We start from the raw sequence: 16162 nt of genomic DNA on the forward strand, positions 1-16162 counted from the left end.
GTCAGTCCCTGACGTCCCATACGCTGATATCAGCAGCATCCCCTTCACCGCCTTCCCTGCCATCAGAGCCGTAGGAATAAAGGTTATAGGGCCGCTCGGCACCCGGGCTGATGTACTGGTACTCATTGTTCCAGGGGTCTTCCGGAACACTCTTCAGGTAGGCATCCGGGTTGTAATTGCGGGGTTCCGGACTGCCACTGGGCCTCGAGGCCAGAGCTTCCAGACCCTGCTGGGTCGAGGGATAGTGACCATTATCGAGCCGGTACAGATCCAGCGCGTTGGCAATATTTTTCATCTGGGTCTTGGCGATGGTCACTTTGGCCTGATCGCTGCGCCCCATGATGTTAGGGGCCACAACGGCCACCAGAAGGCCAAGAATGACCATCACCACCATGATCTCGATGAGCGTGAAACCACGCTGGCTGATACCCTGTTTCATCATTGCTGCTCTCTTCATTTCATCATTCAACATTGGTTGGGAGACTGGCTGGATGCTTTGGATCGGCGAGCTAACCTACCAGGTTGCTCATGTTCAAAATGGGCAACATGATCGCCATCACGATAATCAGGACGACCACCCCCATAATCAGCAGCATCATTGGCTCAAAGAGCCCGACGATGGCCGCGATCTTCGCCTGGAGTGTGTTCTCCTGCATCCGTGCGGTGCGCTCCAGCATGCTGTCCAGTTCGCCGCTGGCTTCGCCACTGGCAATCATGTGCAGCATCATCGGCGGGAAATACCCGGTCTGATCCAGCGCCCGGTGCAGACTGCCCCCCTCACTCACTTTCTGGGCCGCGCCTCTGAGCTCCTGCCTCAGATAGTCGTTGGAAAGCACCTCGCCGGCAATTCTCATGGCGTCCACCAGCGGCACACCACTGGTGGTGAGAATGCTGAGCGTACTGGCATATCGTGCCGTACTGACTCCCCGGACCATACCCGAAAATACCGGCATGTTCAGAAGCGCCTGATGGAACCTTAATCGGTTGGACGGCTTTTTAAGGGCCGCCCGGAACACCACCACGGCGGCCAGAATTGCGATCACCAGATAGACACCGAAATCGGCCAGAAATTCCGACATGGCCAGCATGACCCTGGTCAGGACCGGCAGTTCCTGCCCCTGCTTGAGAAAAACCTCAATAATATCAGGAACGACATAGGTCAAAAGAAATACCACGATGGCAATGGCCACGAAGCTCAGAATCAGCGGGTATATGGCTGCCAGCTGGATTTTCTGGCGCGCCTCCTGGCGGCTCTCTGTGTAATCTGCCAGCCGATTCAGTACCAGGTCCAGGTGGCCGGCGTGCTCTCCAGCGGCCACCGTGGAGCGGTAAAGCCGGGGAAAGGCCCGGGGAAACTCCCCAAGACTGTCCGCCAGGCTGTAGCCCTCCATTACCTTGGCCCGGATGGCAATCACCATGCCCTTCACCTGGGGCCTGCCTGACTGCTGCGCCACCGCGGAAAGCGCCTGTTCAATAGGAATACCGGACTGAATGAGTGTGGCCAGTTGCCGCGTCACCAGGGCCAGGTCCGAGGGGCTGAGACTGCCCCGGCCCCTTATCGGGCTGGCTCCGGACCGCTTTTCAACGGCTGGTTCCACCGCAAGAGGCGCAAGACCCTTCTCGCGGAGCTGTTGCCTGACCGCCCGCGCGCTGTCGGCCTCGAGCACGCCCTGTTTCTGTTTCCCCCGCTGGTCTAGCGCCTTGTAATCGAATGCAGGCATGCCTTAGCTCCGGTGGGTCACTCTGAGGACTTCTTCCATGGTGGTGACACCTTCCAGAATCTTGGCAACCCCGTCGGAGTGAATGCTCGGACCATGGGCTCTGGCTTCCTTTTCCAGTTCCAGCTCGCCCGCCCGCCGGTGAATCAGCGCGCTAAGCTCTTCGTTGACTTCCACTACCTCATAGATGCCCAGCCGGCCACGATAACCCAGCTGATTACATTCCTCGCAGCCGGTGGCCCGGTAGATGGTCGGGGGAGTCGCCGGGTCCTGCTGCAGAAATTCACACTGCTCAGTCGTGGGCGTATAGGCTTCCTTGCACTCTTCGCACAGAACCCGCACCAGCCGCTGGGCGACAATGCCCACCAGACTGGATGATATGAGGAAGGGTTCGATACCCATGTCCACAAGCCGCGTGATCGCACCCACCGCCGTGTTGGTGTGGAGCGTGGAAAGCACCAGGTGTCCGGTAAGGCTGGCCTGCACTGCAATTTCGGATGTTTCCAGATCACGGATCTCCCCGATCATCACCACATCCGGGTCCTGCCGCAGAATGGCCCTGAGCCCCCGTGCGAAGGTCATTTCCACTTTGGGATTGACCTGGGTCTGGCCAATACCTGGCAGGTTGTACTCAATGGGGTCTTCCACAGTCAGTATGTTTCGACTGCGATCGTTGATTTCCTGCAGCGACGCATAGAGCGTGGTGGACTTGCCAGAGCCCGTGGGGCCGGTGACCAGCAGAATGCCATAAGGCCGATAAATGAGTTTGCGCAGAACCTTCAGATCCCGCTCCCCCATGCCGAGGGATTCAAGCCTGATTCGGCCCGCCTGCTTGTCCAGGAGCCGCAGAACAATACGCTCACCACTGGACGACGGCATGGTGGAAACCCGGATGTCCACTTCCCGGCCAGCGACCCGCAGTGAAATACGGCCGTCCTGGGGCACACGCTTCTCGGCAATATCCAGCCTCGCCATGACCTTGATCCGCGACACCAGAAGTGGCGCCAGGGCCCGCTTCGGCTGAACCACTTCCCGCAGCACACCGTCGACCCGAAATCTTACCACCAGGCGTTTTTCATAGGTTTCTATGTGTACATCGGAGGCATTGGTCTTGACGGCTTCCGTCAGGATTGCATTGATCAGACGGATAATCGGAGCATCATCTTCCTGCTCCAGCAAATCTTCCGTTTCCGGAACAGAATCGGCAAGGGATGCCAGATCCATGTCATCCCCTATGCCTTCCACCATCTGCATGGCTTCCGCGGAATCACTCTGGTAGGCGGCATTAAGCGCTTCGTCGAAAGCAGCTGGGTCGATCGGGGCAAACCTGGCCCGCCCTCCGCTGACCCGATTGGCTTCCGCCAGGGCAGAATGCATGGCACCAGGGCGGACCAGAACCATGGGGTTCCCGTCGTCATCCCGGGTCAATATGACTCCATTGCGCTTGGCAAAAGTAAAAGGCAGGCGGCCCAGCGGGGCGCCCCGGGCCTGAAGTTCGGCTTCTGTGTTCAACGTCTTCCTCGTACAATATGGGCCGGCAGGGTCTTGTTCTTTTAATGGTTCCGAAAGGCTACCACAGGACGACTGAAAAAGGTGCGTCACAGGTGATTTCTGAGAGATCATGAACTCCGACCAGGGCATCAGATCACCGGTTTTTCCGGCACCGGGTCCCAGCGCCTTACTCATCCGACTATACTGACCCCAAAACCTGCTACATTGCGCTTTTGAAAACCGTTCCACTGAGTTAAGGAATCCGATGTCAATCAGTTCTGCCCGGCTACCCCTGCTGGCTGCCATCTTTATGTCCCTTGCCATGGCCGGAAGCCTTGCGTGGCAGGGTTACCATATCCTGGCTGGCGAAGAAACCGAACTCTCCACCGACGGTATGCCGGCCAGCGAAGCCCGCCAGGAGCCTGCCGAAACGCCGGATATCAGTCTTGCCTCGGTTGACCTGTTCGGCGCTCCCGGGGAAGAGGCGGCGCCGGAGCCGGAAGATACGGAAAATCTGCCCGAAACCAATCTCCGGCTGGTGCTGCGCGGGGTTCTTGCGGCCAACGGCGAGTATCCCGCCAGTGCCCTTGTGGAAGATTCCAGGGGGAACACCGAGGCCTATCTGGTGGGCGACGAGCTGCCCGCGGGCGCAACCCTGCGCTCCGTCCATCCCCAGCGCATCATCATCGAACGGGGCGGAAAACTGGAAAACCTCTACTTCCCGGAGCTGAAAGATGTCGGGGCCATGGCCGTGATCAGCAATGAGGACGCCGACTCAAGGAGTCAGCAGAATCAGTACCAGCCCCAGACTGTGCAACAGGGCTCGTCATCCCCCATTCAGCAACCGGAACGCACAGATGCATCCGAGCAGCGCCGGGAAGAAATCCGGCAACGCCTGGAGCAACTGCGTGAGCGCCTCCGGAACAACACCAACTGAGGCCGGTAAATGCGACCGGGGAGCTTGCGGCTGATCATTCGCGGGGCTCTGCTTGCAGTAGTAGTAACCACCACTGCTGTAACAGCTCTGGAAATCAGTTCAAGGCTGCTGGCCTACGTTGAAAAGGAATTTGGCTCTCCGGCACGGGCAAGGCTTGAGCAATGGCAGCGCCTCCAGGAGATGGCCACGCCGGCCCAGACCGAGCGGCAGTTGCGGCTGGTGAATTCCTTCTTTAACCGGGCGAGGTTCATCAACGACATCAAGCACTGGGGGGAAGAGGACTACTGGGCCACGCCAGTGGAGTTGCTGGCCACCAACGGTGGTGACTGCGAGGACTTCTCGATCGCCAAGTACCTGACTCTCCGGTCCATGGGAGTGCCGGACGAACAGCTCCGGATTACCTATGTCAAAGCCCAGGAACTCAATCAGGCCCACATGGTACTGGCCTGGTATCCCACGCCGGATGCAGACCCGCTCATTCTGGACAATCTTATCAACGAAATCCGTCCGGCCTCCCAGCGAACTGATCTGGAGCCGGTCTACAGCTTTAATGGCGAAGGCCTCTGGCGGAACCGTCTGGGGGGAGACCTCAAGCGAATTGGCGACGCTGCCGGGCTCAGCCGCTGGGTCGACCTCAACGAGCGCCTGATCGATTCGCTGCGTTAATGTCCCGTCTGGTTAATTCCTTGAACTGCTGAGCCCCAAAGCCCGCCCCAGCCCCGACGTCCGCACTACCCTTCGACTGATTGCCTGATCAAACACGCTCGCCTCCGGCAACAGCAGGCTGAACCAGTGTCTGGCCCGGGTGATACCCGTGTATATCAGCTCCCGGGTCAGCACCGGGTTGAGCCTGTCCGGCAGGACGAGACAGGCGTGGCTGAATTCCGAGCCCTGGGATTTGTGAACCGTCATGGCATAGACGGTTTCCACGGACTGCAGCCGGCTGGGCAATACCCAGCGGACACCTCCGCGGATGTCCGCCGAAGGAAAGGCCACCCGCTGCACCAGCCTGGCCGGATCGGCCACCTCCCTGCCCTGAACCCAGTGTCTGGCAGGCAACTCCAGGGTAATGCCAATATCCCCATTCATCAGCCCCAGGCTATAGTCATTACGGGTAACCATGACTGGCCGACCGGCATACCAGCCCGCTGTTTCCCGGATCAGGCCCGCGCTCTGAAGTGCTGCCGCCACAGTGACATTGAGCCCCTCAACACCCCAGGGGCCACGACGTAATCCACAGAGAAGCTGAAAACGGCCATAGGCATCCAGAAGGTTTCTGGCCCAGACATCGAATTCCTCCAGCGGTGCCGTGGCACCCGGTCTGGTGGCTTTCATCTGCTCCAGATAGGCCCGGTAGCCTTCGGGGGCCGGTGCTGCAGAGGTTCCTGTGCCCCGATTATTTTCAGGGAGGGTAAAACCTCCAGCCCCGCCCTCCACGCAGTGATCGCTGATTGCCTTGCCAGGTTCCGCTGTGTTCACTGATAGCCGGGCAATATCCGGATACTGATGACGGAAAAGCGCCCGCACCTCCGCGCTTTCCGCTCCGCTGTTCACGGCCTCTGCCAGCCGGCCGATGCCACTGTCGCCAGCGAACCGGTAACTCCTGCGCAACATGGTGATAGCCTGGTCCACGGCCGTGCCATCCGGACGCACGAGCCCAGGGCTCAGCTGGTCGCCAGTTACCGCCGCCACCCAGGCCCGGGTCTGCTCGCTGTACCAGCCTTCAGCAGCCCGCTGGCAAAGCTCACCCAGAACCGCGCCGGCGTCCACTGAGGCCAGCTGGTCTTTGTCCCCCAGGAGGATCAGGCGGGCATGGGCCGGCAGCGCATCCAGCACCCTGGCCATCATCTCGATATCCACCATGGAAGCTTCGTCAATAACCAGGGCATCCAGCACCAGAGGGTTGTGGCGGTGGTGGCGGAAACGTCTGGAGCCGGGAATGCTGCCCAGCAGCCGGTGCAGGGTGGTAACCCCTGTCGGAACGGCTTCACGGATCGCCTGCTGATGATCCAGCCCTGCCAGGTCCAGCTGGGCCACGGCGCCGGAAATGGATTCACTGAGCCTTGCGGCGGCCTTGCCGGTGGGCGCGGCAAGCCTTATCCGCAAGGCCCGTCCGGGCGCTCCGGTTTCAAGAGCAACACTCTGCAGGGCGGCCAGCAGGCGCACGACGGTGGTTGTCTTGCCCGTACCCGGTCCCCCGGTGATGACGCTGAACATCCATCGTGCCGAATTGGCGCAGGCAATCCGCTGCCAGTCGATCTCTTCAGCGGACGATACCCCGCCAGGAAACAGCCTCGTCAGAGCGCGCTTCAGAGCCAGGGAGGCAGGCGCGGCCGGATCCTCCAGGGCGGTTGGTCGTTCCAGCCGCTCAGTCAGCTGGCGGAAGATTGCCTGCTCGTACTGCCAGTATCGGCGCAGATAGAGCCTGAGGCCGTCCCGGACCAGGGGCGTGTTGGTCGCCGACGCGGCATTCGCCGAATCACTGACCAGCAACGGCTGTGCCAGCGCCGCCTCCCAGTCTTCTGGGGTCACCTTCCGGAGAATATCCGAGGGCACCAGGCTTACATCCGGCGCGGTTTCATCTTCCGGCGGCAGCGAGAGCGCGTCGTTGAAGCCTTCCCGCGCCATGATATTGAGGTCCAGGCAGACATGCCCCCGACCCAGCTGATGGGACGCCAGAGCGATACCCAGTAACAGCAGGGGCGCAGCCGTCTGCCCGGCACCGCGGGCTTCATCATCGACGAACCGTACGAGGGCCGCGTCAAGCGATCGCAACCAGCCCAGCTCCACCCAGCGCTCCAGCAACGCAAGCAGCTGCTCAGCGCTCTCGAGGGCGCCCTGCGCTATTGCCCGGTCCTCTGCCTGAAGTCCAGGCAATTGCCCTGGTGAAGGGTCCTGACTGGCTGACGATGGCTCGGGGCTGTCAAAACCCAGTTCAAACTGTTCGGGGTTCATCGAAGGGCCTCCGTTTCAGCAGCGCCCGGCTTCACGGGGCGGTTGCCCCGGAACAGCCGGTCCAGGGCTTCGATCATCCTCCGGTCCGGGCGGTCGGAGTGAACTCCACCCCCCGGCGCTCCGTTGCCCCGCAGGAACAGATAGACGGCCCCCCCAACATGCCGGTCATAGTCGTAATCCCGCAGGCGGGCCTTGAGCAGCCGGTGCAGCGCCAGCATGTAAAGCGCGTACTGAAGATCATAGCGTTTCTCCGCCACCACCGCGGCCATGGCCTCAGCGGTATAATCGCTGTCGTCCGGGCCTATGTAATTGGATTTGTAGTCCGCTACGTAGTAACGGCCCTCGTGCTCAAAGACCAGGTCAATGAAGCCCTTGAGCATACCGTTCAACAGCATGGGCTCCGCTGCCCGGCGGTTTTCCACTACCTCCGGTCCGGAGTCTGTCAAAGTATACTGCCGCACAACCCGGTCAAGGGCGCGGGTATCCACCTGCTGGCTGGCAAACCAGAACTCCATCTCCGGCACGGCCTGACGGAGTTCTGAAAGTGCCAGCGAGGGCCTGCTTCCGTCTGGCTGAAGTGGCAGCTGCAGGGGTGTATCAATCATGTCGGCCAGCCAGTTGCCCAGCGGGCCTGCCCAGGCCTCCCAGCCCCTGACGCCGCAGCGCTGGGCCAGCATTTCATCAAGCTCGCCGGCTTTCAGTGAAATTCCGGCAAACCCGGATTCGGCACACCATTCCAGCAGTCCGTGGAGGAAAGTGCCCGGCTCAGCACCGCGGTAAAAGCCATGTATCCGCCGCTCCTCCGGGTGCGGATGGCGGACCGGCCGGGTGGCTGCAGCCCGGGGCCCTTCCGCCTCTTCCAGCAGACGCTCGGCGGCGGGGGTTTCCGGCTCACTCAGCACTCCGGTTGTGATCCCGGGTGCTGGTTCTGAGGCCTCCGAACCAGGTGGTTGTTCCGCGTGATACCGGATAGCGGAATAGCTGGCGATCCACCAGTGCGCCCGGGCAGCGCGCTGGGGGCGCAGTGCCTCGGCCAGGGGCGGCGCCGGTGGTGGCTGATAATGGTCGATGGTAATGGGAGGCATGGCCGACACCGTCATGGCAGGCTCCTCTGCGGCCATGGCCTGAAGGCAATCCGCCAGTGAGTCAGAACCGTCCAGCCCGGCAAGATAACCCAGAGCGCTTCGCCTCTCCTCTCCCTTGATGTCCGGCGCCCCCACCCAGGTGGCGTAGCGGGCGCGGGTCAAAGCCACGTAGAGCTTGCGGATATCCTCGCCGAGACGTTCCTGATCCGCCAGAGCCAGACTGTCGTCGTCTGACCTGAAGGTCAGTTTCAGTTCGCCGTTTTCGTCGTGCCACATCAACGGGCTGTCCTTTTTGCTGGCGGGACGGCAACTGGTGGCGAAGGGCAGGAACACCAGTGGATACTCAAGTCCCTTGGACTTGTGCACCGTGACCACCTGGACCAGATCTGCGTCGCTTTCCAGTCTGACCTGAAGCGCTTCCACTTCCCGTCCGGCCTCGGAAATCATCTCCCCAAGCCGCCGGATGAGGGCCTGCTCTCCGTCCACCTGCTGGCTCTCGCGCTGCAATAGCTCGGCAATATGCAGCACATCCGTGAGGGCCCGCTCGCCATCATTTGCCTGCAGCAACCGGCCCGGCACACCGAATTCAACCAGGATGCGCCGGATCATTGCCAGCACCCCCTGCTCCCGCCAGACAATCCGCAGCCGCCGGAAGCGCTCGATCTCATCTTCCCAGGCCAGCTCGTTGCGCCGCAGTTCATCCAGGCGAGCCCAGCCCAGATCAAGGGTGGCCGTTGCCAGAGCCGCCCTTACCAGCCGGTCCCGTTCGGGTTCTGCGCAGGCCTCAAGCCACCGCAGCAGGTCCAGAGCCTGGCGCGTGTCCAGCACCGACGCTCGGTCGGACAGGTAGACGCTTTTCACTCCCCGCTCGCTCAGGGCGTTGCGTATGAGACGCGCTTCAGCACCCTTGTTCACCAGAATCGCAATATCCGCTGAGCACAGTGGGCGAAGCTCCCCCGCTGCATCGCCGGTCAGCCCGAAACCGGCCCGCCGCTGGACTCCCAGATTCAGCAGCCGGACCACCTCGCTCGCGCATGCCTCGGCGGTTTTCTGCTCTACCTGTCCCTTGTTGTCCGAGTTGATGTGAGACCAGAAGGTCATGGCCGCCGGAACTTTGCCGTCAATCCTCAGTTCATCTCTCCGGCCCTGGGCCTCCACCGGAATGAAAGGCAGCGGATTCCGGTCTTGCCCACGGCGAAACAGAAACGCCCCCTGACTGCGGGAGTCTTCCGCAAACGCAAACACCCGGTTGCTCGCGGACACCTGGTCGGCCGATGACCGGAAGTTTCGCGGCAGGGTTACGTGGCGGCCCTCGGTGGCCGAGCGGGCGGCCAGGTAGGTGAAAATATCCGCCCCCCGGAAGCGGTAGATGGCCTGCTTGGGATCTCCGATCATGAAAAACCCCCTTTCCCGGACATTGTCAGCCACCTGGTAGACGGAATCGAAAATCCGGTACTGCACCGGGTCGGTGTCCTGGAACTCATCGATCATGGCGACGGGGAACTGCTGGCGGATGGTTGCCGTCAGTCGGGCCCCTGTCTCCTTCTGGAGTGCACTGTCCAGGCGGGTGAGCAGGTCGTCGAAGCCCATTTCTCCCCGGCGCTGTTTTTCCCGCTCCAGGCGCGCCCCGACCCAGCGAGCGGCATGAAGCCAGAATACTTCTGCCGGTGCTGTAAGCGAGCGTTGGCTTTCCAGCTGGGCCATGGACTGGATCAGCGGGTGGTCAATGGGCGCCGGGCCCTTCCATGCGGCCTCCAGACCTGCGGCGGAGAGACGGCCCCAGGCGGCATCGGTGAGATCCGGCGGAGCCATGTCCCGGGTGTGGGACCATTCCAGCAGCAGGTCCAGCCAGTCCCGGACCCGGTCCTCGCGCATTTTGGTGCCATTTACCCGTTTGGACTTTTTCGCTTCCAGATACACCACCAGGAAGTCATCCGCCTGCTGCTGTAATACTTCCCGCACCGAATCAAAGACCGCCCGACGTTCAGCTATCTGGGCAGTCAGAACTTCCCGCGGCGTGGCAGCGGATTCCGGCAGCCGGGTCTGGAGTTTCAGAAGCTCCCGGACACGGCCCTGAAGGTCATCCGGGGAAGGCACTGCGTCAAGGAAGGCTTCTGCGGTGTCAGCGTCCAGTTCATTAACGAAGGTGCGCCAGTAATCCCGCACTACCTGACCCAGAAGCTCGCTCTGGTCGGTTTCAAGCGCCTGATCGAACAGCCCGCCGCTGTCGAAGGCATGTTCCTTGAGCATCCGGTTACACCAGCCATGAATGGTATGCACCGCGGCCTCGTCCATGGATTCCGCTGCCAGTTGCAGCAGATGGGCGCAGCCTGCCCATTCTGCGGGGTCATAACTGGCACGAAGGTCGTGCAGCAGATCCTGGCCTTTTTCCAGCTCAGGAACGGTGGCAGGGTCGGCCCGGAATATCTCCGCGGACTCGGCAAGGCGCTTGCGAATCCGGTCCCGCAGTTCCTTGGTGGCGGCTTCGGTAAAGGTCACCACCAGTATGTCCCTGGGCGTCAGCAGCCTGCCGGTCTGCGCAATGTCGCCATGGCCCAGGATCAGGCGCACATAGAGCAGCGCAATGGTGAAGGTCTTGCCGGTACCAGCGCTGGCCTCGATCAGCCGGCTGCCGTGCAGGGGAAAGATCAAAGGATCCAGCCGCTGGCTGCCGCCTGTGCTGTTCAGATCATTCACTCTTCGCCCTCCTGCTTCACGTTCTGCCAGAGGGGCAGATACAGTCGGTCAGCCCAGAGGGCGAAGCGGCCAGTTTCGAAAAGGGAATCGAAATCCGGCCAGGCGCGTCCCAGGGAAGCCACCTCTGCTGACTCACCAACGGCCTGGTAGCCGCCATCAAAGGCCGCCCGGGCATCGGACTCGGCTTTTTCCAGCTCGCCTCTGGTTGCCCGCGCCAGCCAGGCAAAACCGGTTTTTGGCGCCACTGGTAACGGCTGTATCAGGGCTTCCAGCCAGGCACACAGGAGATCCTTCAGCAGGGAGCGAGCCTGTTCCGCCGGTAAGGGGTGCAGGGTGACATCCCCCGCCTTGCTCAGCACATGGGTGGTTACTGCGCCATCGCCCAGAGCGCTGGCTGCCAGGTGGCGCACCCAGGGCTTGAGGAAGTGACTCCATTTATACTGGTTGCGGTTATTGGTGAGGCCACTGCTCATCAGGATTATCTGGGCTCTCAGGCCGCTCTGATCGGTACGCAGATCATCCAGCCAGTCTTCCAGCTTCACGGTTGTCTCATTCCGGGACGCCTCTGCTGTAACAAGCTGGAGATCCAGCCGCTGGGGGTAGCGGTCCAGTAGGCTGTGATAACGTTCGGCCAGTTCCGGAAGATCCTTCACCAGCCGTCGCTGCTGAAGGGCTCCTGGCCCACCCTGGGCAAACTCCCCCCGGTCGGCCTGGTGCCGGAGCTGGTCGTCCAGGCGCTCAGCAAGAGACCGGTCGAGGGCCGGGCGGGCCACAACCTCCTGTACCAGCTCATCGGTGAGGGCCCAGTTGTCCAGTCCATCCAGGACGAACGGTTCTTCGTCCTCCGCGGCGCCTCTGAGCTCGTCAAACTGCACACCCAGCCGCTGACTGAAAAATACATCGGTGGGACGGCGCAGAAACCGTGCCAGAGCGGCCAGGTTCAGGGGTTCGGCCACAAGGTCTGCGGGAATGTCTCCCAGGGGATTCTTCTCACCCTGGTCGCCGGCGCCATCGTGGGCCTGGCGCCATTCCCTGGCATAGGTGAACAGCTGGCTGTTCGCCTCACGGCTGAAATAAGCCGGGCTGAATGGCTGAAGGGGGTGTTCAGTGGTCAGGCGGGTGGAAAGCCGGTTGTCGTCCCCCTGCCCCTCGATGGGCCGGATCAGGTTCAGATGGTCCTGAAGCTGGGCAACCAGAACCGATGGCGGCCGCACAGAATTGTCATTAATACTCCGTCCTATCCAGCTGATATATAACTGGTCACGCGCAGAGAGAAGAGCTTCAAGAAAGAGATAACGGTCGTCCTCCCGGCGGGATCGGTCGCCGGGCCGGTAATCCCTGGCCATCAGGTCAAAGTCCATGGGGGGCTGGCTGCGGGGGTAATCCCCATCGTTCATTCCAAGCAGACAGATACGGCTGAACGGAATGGCCCGCATGGGCATCAGGGTGGCAAAGTTGACCTTGCCGGCGAGAAAACGCTGGCTGAGGCCGCCCTGGTCGAGGCCGTCCAGCCAGACCTCCCTGATCACAGACAGGGGAAGCTCGGTATCGGTTAGACCGCCCCCCTCGCAGGCGTCCAGCCAGTTGCCAACCACCTGGTCGAGACGGCTGAACGTCAGGCTGCCCTCCTCGTCCGGATTGGCAAAAAAGTCTGCCCTCACCCGGTTCAGCAGCCGCACCCAGTCTCCCGGTGTGCGCCGTTCGGATAGCATGCGCCAGTGAGCTTCCAGCATCCGCACAAGGTCATGCAACTGGCCCGCCAGCCGGCTTTCCAGGCCGCCTACCTCACCGTAAGGCTGAATCCCCTGCCAGCTCTCGCCATCGCCAGTGGCATAGCCCAGCAGCATTCGGCGCAGGCCAAATAACCAGGTGTTCTGGGACAGGCCATCGGGAAGATCCAGCGTCATCCGCTGTTCCGCATTAAGGCCCCAGCGGATGTTGGCCCCTTCGATCCAGTCATGGAGCTGCGGCAGGTCATTCTCTGTCAGGCTGAAGCGCTCGCGCACCTCGGGAACATCCAGCAGATCCAGCACATCACTGACTGCGAGACGCGACTCCGGCAGGCTGAGGAGTTTTTCCAGCGCGACCAGTACCGGTACCTGATGGCGCTGCCCCTGATCTGAAATCGTATAGGGGATAAACCGGTCGTCGGCCGGGTCCAGCTGACCGAATACCGCCTGAATATGAGGCGCATAGGCGTTGATGTCCGGCACCATCACGATTACGTCCTGCGGCTTCAGGCTTTTATCCTGGCTGAATGCCGCCAGCAGCTGGTCGTGAAGGATTTCCACCTCCCTCTGGGGACTGTGGGCACTGTGAAAGACGAGGGAATCATCTCCCTGGTAATCCGACGGCTGCGGCAAAGCAGCCTCTCTCACCGGCCGCAGATTGAGGATATCATCCTGCAGGGAATGCAGAATCAGGGCTTTGGCTGGATTCTCCGCGGGTGATTCAAACAGATCGATGCGGTCAAACCAGTGAGCATAGGCGGCCTGGTCGTCATATTCATCCAGCAGGCGGATATAGTCCCGACCCTGTTTGCCCCAGGCCGCAAGCAGCGGCTGGGCGTGAAGATGAAGGTTGGATTCGTCAAGATTGGCCGGCATCCCCTCGCGCGTTCTGCCGCGACGGCTGATGGCCCGCAGCAGATCGCGATCTTCCACTATGTCTGCCCAGTAAAACTGGCAGGGGTTGTGGACGCACAGAAGCACCTGGGCGAACTGTCCAAGCCGGCTCAGCACCTCAAGGGTCTGCTGTGGCAGGGACGAAACTCCGAAAACGATCACTCGTCTGGGCAGTTGTTCAGGGCGCGTATCCGGCCCGAGACCGGCAGTCTCCGCCATGAACCGGGTATGTACCGCTGCCCGGCTGGCCACCTCCTGGCGCTGGCCAATGTCCGCGTCCAGCCGGCGCCAGAGCTCAGGCTGCCAGAGCTGGTCGTCCGGAAGGGGCGTGGTCTCATCCCTGATCGAAATGGTATCCAGGCGCTGCCGCCAGCCATCGAGCCAGTCGGCCCGATAGACCTGGTACTGATCAAACAGATCGGCAATCCGCTCTGCCAGCTGATACAGCCGACGGTCCGGCTCCTCTCCTTCGAGAAATCTGCCCAGAGGTGCGAATACCGGTTCGTGGCGGATCTTCGGCAGCAGGCGCAGCAGGCGCCAGGTCAGGCGGTCCTTGTCCCAGGGAGATTGCTTTGCCACGGCGTCTTCTCCCAGGGTTGCCCGATAGGCCTCCCAGAGAAAGCGGGAAGGAAGGGAGAAGGTCATGCCGGCAGCGATACCCACCCCGGCCAGCTCCGGATCGTCCTCGTCCCGGGCCAGAGCCAGTTTCAGCCACTGTGCAATGCCATTGGAGTGCACAAGGAAGACTTCATCCTCCAGGGGCGCCAGCGGCAAACGGCGGATGATCTCAACCGTCAGCGCTCTCAGGTCCTCCAGACGATTGGCATGAATCACCTGCAGGCCGGTGGGCAACTGACTGCTCTTACCTGCACTGGAAAGGCCCGCGGCCATGCTGTCTCCTGTTTCGTTGACGGAATCGAGTGTCGGCAAATGCCAGAGCACTTGTCGGGATCCGATACTCCAGCTGCGCAGAATACCGCTACAATCCCTGGCATCCAATCTTTACGAAAAAACAGAACAGGGGACACCATGCGACGCTGGAACGGCTGGGGCGATGATCAGTTCAGTCTGGATTTACCGGAAGCGGGAACAGAGTTCCTTTCTGAGCGAATCGGGCAAGGGCGGATTCTGCCGGACGCCAGCCTTGAAAGCGTTCGCGCCGGAGTGCCGGAGAGCCGGATTCCGGATCACAGGCTGATCTCCACCGACCCGGAGCAGCGGGTTCGCCATGCCCGGGGCCAGAGCCTGCCGGACTGGCTGGCCATGCGGAGTGGGAATTTCGGCGTGTTTCCGGACGGTGTTGCCCATCCCCAAACCGCAGAAGATGTACGTCAGCTTCTGGACTATGCCAGAGAGCAGGAGGTTTCGCTCATTCCCTATGGTGGTGGTACCAGTGTAGCTGGTCATATAAACCCTGTGGCCGGGCATACGCCGGTGGTTACCGTGGACATGGGAAAGATGAACCGTCTGCTGGACCTGGACACTCAAAGCCAGATCGCAACCTTTGGTGCAGGCACCCCCGGCCCTCTGGTGGAATCCCAGCTGCGGGCCCGGGGCTATACTCTTGGCCACTTCCCCCAGTCCTTCGAGCTCTCCACCCTGGGCGGATGGGTGGCCAGCCGCTCCAGTGGACAGCAGTCCCTGCGCTATGGCCGCATTGAGCAGATGTTCGCCGGCGGCACTGTGGAAACCTTCCAGGGGACCCTGGCTCTCCCCACCCTGCCCGCCTCCAGTGCAGGCCCGGATATAAGGGAAATGGTATTGGGGTCCGAGGGGCGCATCGGCTTCATTACCGACGTCAAGGTCAGGGTCACGCCTCTGCCAGAGGACGAAAGCTTCCACGTTATTTTCTTCCCGGAGTGGGCGCAGGCCCGCACCGCCGCCCGCAAAATGGTCCAGGGCAAAGTGCAACTGTCCATGCTGCGTCTGAGCAACGCCCTGGAAACCGAAACGCAGCTGGCTCTCGCGGGCCACCCGACCCTGATTGGCCTGCTGGAAAAATACCTCGGTCTTCGGGGCGCCAGCGACGGCAAGTGCATGATGACCGTGGGACTGACCGGTAGCCGGCGCCAGTGCAAGGGCGCCCTGAGAGATCTGCGACAGATCTGCTCGGAATTTAACGGCGTTTACACCGGCACGCGCCTTGGCGCCAAATGGGCGGAAAAACGCTTCACCATGCCCTATCTGCGGGAAGCACTCTGGGAGCAGGGTTACGTGGTTGACACTCTGGAGACAGCCACCGACTGGGACAACGTGGATAACCTGCTGAACCGGATCGAAAGCAATCTTCGCGGTGGGCTCTCGGAGGACAGCGAAAGGGTTCATGTATTCACCCACCTGTCTCATGTCTACAGCCAGGGCTGCAGCCTTTACACCACTTATGTGTTCCGCAACGCCGAGGACTATGAGTCCACCCTCATCCGCTGGCGCAAGCTCAAGGAAACAACTTCCCGGCTGATTGTCCGCAACCGGGGCACCATCAGCCACCAGCATGGCGTGGGCAAAGACCATGCCCCTTACCTGCCGATAGAAAAGGGCGAACTCGGCATGCTTGCCATAAGAAGTCTTTGCGAGGCCTTCGATCCTGATGGGCGCCTGAACCCGGATACTCTTTTTTCAACCCGAAATCTGACTCCTGGCCCCGCGCCCGTGGCT

The 16162-nt window shown here is 61.5% G+C and carries 8 protein-coding genes and 1 pseudogene; 3 read left to right on the top strand and 6 right to left on the bottom strand.

What is annotated here, in order from left to right; translation table 11 throughout:
- Position 1: 1 nt before the first annotated feature.
- The 3 genes from gspG to gspE form a co-directional block, all read right to left on the bottom strand.
- Positions 2 to 442, bottom strand: a complete 441-nt coding sequence (gene gspG / locus LG327_RS14495; protein ID WP_404362937.1) for a type II secretion system major pseudopilin GspG — start codon at positions 440 to 442, stop codon at positions 2 to 4.
- 67 nt (positions 443 to 509) lie between these two features.
- The gene (gene gspF / locus LG327_RS14500; protein WP_404362939.1) at positions 510 to 1721 is read right to left on the bottom strand and encodes a type II secretion system inner membrane protein GspF; all 1212 of its coding nucleotides are present in this window, start codon (positions 1719 to 1721) and stop codon (positions 510 to 512) included.
- Between the two features lie 3 nt (positions 1722 to 1724).
- A complete protein-coding gene (gene gspE / locus LG327_RS14505) occupies positions 1725 to 3230 on the bottom strand; it encodes a type II secretion system ATPase GspE (RefSeq protein ID WP_404362940.1) in 1506 nt (501 codons plus the stop codon).
- 244 nt (positions 3231 to 3474) lie between these two features.
- On the opposite strand from gspE, the gene LG327_RS14510 reads away from it, so the two are divergent.
- Positions 3475 to 4146: a type II secretion system protein N gene (locus tag LG327_RS14510; RefSeq protein WP_404362942.1), complete on the top strand. Its 672-nt coding sequence runs from the start codon at positions 3475 to 3477 to the stop codon at positions 4144 to 4146.
- A gap of 9 nt (positions 4147 to 4155) precedes the next feature.
- Positions 4156 to 4812, top strand: coding sequence for a transglutaminase-like cysteine peptidase (locus LG327_RS14515; protein ID WP_404362944.1), 657 nt, complete (start codon positions 4156 to 4158; stop codon positions 4810 to 4812).
- A 12-nt stretch (positions 4813 to 4824) separates the two neighbouring features.
- On the opposite strand, the gene recD is transcribed toward LG327_RS14515, so the two are convergent.
- The 3 genes from recD to recC are packed head-to-tail and all read right to left on the bottom strand — an operon-like array spanning position 4825 to position 14398.
- The gene (gene recD / locus LG327_RS14520; RefSeq protein ID WP_404362946.1) at positions 4825 to 7101 is read right to left on the bottom strand and encodes an exodeoxyribonuclease V subunit alpha; all 2277 of its coding nucleotides are present in this window, start codon (positions 7099 to 7101) and stop codon (positions 4825 to 4827) included.
- Complete coding sequence (recB, locus tag LG327_RS14525; protein WP_404362948.1) at positions 7098 to 10883, bottom strand: exodeoxyribonuclease V subunit beta; 3786 nt, start codon at positions 10881 to 10883, stop codon at positions 7098 to 7100. Before recB ends, recD begins: the two co-directional genes overlap by 4 nt.
- Positions 10880 to 14398, bottom strand: coding sequence for an exodeoxyribonuclease V subunit gamma (gene recC, locus LG327_RS14530; RefSeq protein ID WP_404362950.1), 3519 nt, complete (start codon positions 14396 to 14398; stop codon positions 10880 to 10882). Before recC ends, recB begins: the two co-directional genes overlap by 4 nt.
- A gap of 138 nt (positions 14399 to 14536) precedes the next feature.
- Here recC and LG327_RS14535 point away from each other — a divergent pair.
- A pseudogene (locus tag LG327_RS14535) lies at positions 14537 to 16120 on the top strand (FAD-binding oxidoreductase); the annotation flags it as partial.
- Positions 16121 to 16162: the final 42 nt, after the last annotated feature.

Origin of the sequence: Marinobacter sp. (assembly GCF_044799475.1) — a bacterium.
Taxonomy (GTDB): Bacteria; Pseudomonadota; Gammaproteobacteria; order Pseudomonadales; family Oleiphilaceae; genus Marinobacter.